We start from the raw sequence: 3,346 nt of genomic DNA on the forward strand, positions 1-3,346 counted from the left end.
CAGAACCGTTGCAAACTTGGCGGCACATCTGAGCACGGCGGTTGCCGCGCTCGGCACGGCCGAGCATTCCAGAATGACATCGTAGCCGCGGCCGTCCGTAATTTCCATTGCCCTTTCATACAGGTCTTCCGCAACGGGATTGACAATGTGCTCAACGCCCAGCTTCTTTGCAATTTCGCAGCGGTTCGCCACCGGCTCGGACAGCGTCAGTTCGGCCGCACCGTACTTGGCCGCCAGCTGCGCGCACAGCAGGCCGATTGGTCCGCCGCCGGAGATCAGCACCTTTTTGCCCACCAACATGCCGATTTTGTCCATCGCCCGCACCGCAATGGAGAGCGGCTCCATCAGACTGCCTTCCCGCAGGCCCACGCCTTCCGGCAGCTTGCAGACCTGCGACTCATTCCAAACGACGTATTCCGCCATACAGGGCTGGTTGCTGACATCCGTGCAGTATTCCGGCTGGCCGATCGAGCAGTAATAGCACTTGCCGCAATAGCCCAGGAAGTTTCCGCCTACTTTATCGCCCACTTTCAGGCCCTTGGCCGTGGCGTTTTTGCCCAGCGCCGCAATCACGCCGGACATCTCATGGCCGATGCCATAGGGCGCGTCCTCCGGCTTGTTGAAACAGCCGCCGACCACATGCGGATCGCTGCCGCAGATACCGCAGTAGGCCACCTTAATCAGCACCTCGTCGTCGCCCAGCGCTTTCACCGGCATATCCACTATGCCGACCGTGCCGCGGGTTTCCGGATTCGGGTCCTTCATGTTGCCAACTCGTGTTGCACATACAACTTTCATGATATTTTTGCTCCTTTGCCTGTTACATTTGGGTGAAACCTTCCTCACGCCTGCGGCTTTTCCTGCGCGGCCAGACGGCGGCGGGTCAGTTCCCGTACAATCTCGTCAAACTTCTTTTCCGTCAGCGAGTAGCGGGTGTAAACCAAAATGCCGATGATCAGGATCACCGCCGGCACCAGCGAATTGAGCGCCTTAATCGCAGTCAGCGTTGCCGCATTCTGCACCTCATTGGCAACATAGCCGGTGATATCGAACAGAATGGTCGGCAGAATGCCGGCAATCGTCATCGAAATCTTGATGGAGAACGAAGCCAGCGAGAAAATCAAACCGCCGCAACGGCGTCCGGTTGCGTATTCGCCGTATTCTACGCAGTCCGGCAGGGTGGACCAGATCGTTGCCAGCGTCATACCATAGCCAAACGAGCCCAGAGATTTGCCGATGCAGAAGCCCAGCATCGCCGTATTGGGCATAAAAAAGAAGAGCAGCATGCCAATGGTGGAAATAATGCAGCCGGTGATGACAACCATCTTCTTGCCGATGCGGCGGGCAATGGCCGGAACAAACAGCATCGGAATAATAGACGGCAGCGTTTGCAGCAGATTCCAGATGCCCATGTCAATCGAGGTCTGGATGTTATACTGCACCACGTTGTACTGTAGGAAATAGGTGCCGACAGACGAAACCAGAATGTTATAGGTATATGCCGCCAAATACATCACAAACAAAATCAGCAGCGGCTTGTTCTTGGCAAACTGTGTGCCGATATCGCGCCAGCGGAAGGGCTCCTCCGCGTCCATCGCAGATTCCGGAACGCGCTCCTTGCAGCATTTGCCGGTTACCAGGAACGAAATGACCATCACAATGGACAGGATCAGCATTGCGCGCTGGTAGCCGTTCTGCGGGGTAGTGCCCAGTTTTTCGGACAGGCGCGGCACCAGAATGGAGCAGGCTACGCCGCCGACACCGGAGCAGAACATGCGGAAAGAGTTGAGTTTGGCGCGCTCAATCGGGTCCTGCGTCATAGAGGACGAAAGCGACGTAACCGGAATGATAATGCCGGTAAACAGCATGCCGAAGAGAATATAAGTAAACCATGCATAAGCAACCTTGCTGATGCTTTCCGGCGTGGTAAACACCAGCACGGTGGAAATACCATACGGAATACACAGGCCGACAAACCATGGCACATATTTTCCATGTTTGAAGTGACACTTCTCAACAATCGCACCCATCAGCGGATCGTTGATGGCGTCCCAAACACGGGCGGCCAGAAACAGCGCTGTTACCTGTGCAGGAGTAATGCCAAAAATATCCGTATAGAAAAAAGTCAGATAAATCGTAATGGTCTGGAATACCAAATCGCTGCCAAATCCCCAGAAACCATATGCCCACTTTTCACCGATTCCTATTTTTACATAGTAACGTCTGCTTTCATCTTGTAAGTTATTCATACCGTTCTCCTATTCCAAATAAAAGTGTGTGTTTTCTCTATGTGGCATCAATCTTCTTTTTCACCTCCGGTGCCAGAACTTTACACAACGCCTCCGCCGTCCTGCAGTAACGGCAGTGCATTTAAAAAACAAATCTGCTGATTTTTTCATATGCTTCTGGAATCACCTTTTCAGGCCCCTTGGACCAGATCTCCGGATTCAGCACCTCAATCGATACCGGTCCATCGTATCCGCAGCACCGCAAACAGTCCATATAGTGCTGCACATCAATCCGTCCGTCGCCCGGCATGCAGCGATGCGCCTGGTCAAGCATGGCGAAAGGGATATCCTCAGCGTCGTTAATATGCGCGATAAAAATTTTCTCCGGCGCAATCCGGCGAATATCGTCAAAATCCGCGCCAACATCCCAGAGATACAGATTGAAATCGTCCACCACCAGGCCAACCTCCGGTCTGTTCACTTTCTGCACCAGTTTCCATGCGGTTTCCGCATCGCCGATGGCCATCGTTCCAACCGGCTCAAATGCAATCTTCATCCCCGCCGCTTTCCCCATATCCGCCAGACGGTTGAGGGCCGCCAGCGTATCCGCAAAAATCTCTTCTGCGGTTACACCCTCCGGCAGGTCTGCACGCTCGTCAGACAGCACAATCACCGTATCCGCGCCGGTTGCCCTGCCCAGCTCACATGCAAAGGCAAACTGGCCGCAAACGGCCTTCCACTGCTCCTCCGTACAGAAATTGATGGAAAAGATTGCATTGATTGTCACGCATCGCAGACCATGCCGCTGCAAAAGCTGATGCAAATCTTCCAGCGTATGTTTTTCCAGATAGTCGCGCGCTTTTTGAAAATTGATTTCAATCAGCGAAAATCCGGCCTGCGCGCAAAGCGCTGCGTCCTGTTCCAGCGTAGAAGTATTCGAGCAGGTCTGAAGGTTATAGCAGCGTTTCATTTGTTATGACCCCTTTCCGAAAACGGCGTTGTCTTTTATTTTTAACAAATTCTCTTTTTTGTTTATCTTATTTTGTGGCAAAACGCACAATTTTCCAATGTATCAGAGGGACGAACTTGAAAAAAAAAAGTCCCTTTTTTTATCATAT

At 52.7% G+C, this 3,346-nt stretch carries 3 protein-coding genes; all 3 read right to left on the reverse strand.

The window, feature by feature from the left end:
- The coding region (locus ACOYIE_RS09995; RefSeq protein WP_433412812.1) for a zinc-dependent alcohol dehydrogenase at positions 1-798 on the reverse strand (798 nt) is incomplete at its 3' end.
- 44 nt (positions 799-842) lie between these two features.
- Positions 843-2,249, reverse strand: a complete 1,407-nt coding sequence (locus tag ACOYIE_RS10000; protein WP_433412814.1) for an MFS transporter — start codon at positions 2,247-2,249, stop codon at positions 843-845.
- A gap of 121 nt (positions 2,250-2,370) precedes the next feature.
- Positions 2,371-3,198, reverse strand: coding sequence for a sugar phosphate isomerase/epimerase family protein (locus tag ACOYIE_RS10005; protein WP_433412816.1), 828 nt, complete (start codon positions 3,196-3,198; stop codon positions 2,371-2,373).
- Between the last annotated feature and the right edge of the window lie 148 nt (positions 3,199-3,346).

The organism is Agathobaculum sp. (assembly GCF_050946325.1).
Classification (GTDB): Bacteria; Bacillota; Clostridia; order Oscillospirales; family Butyricicoccaceae; genus Agathobaculum.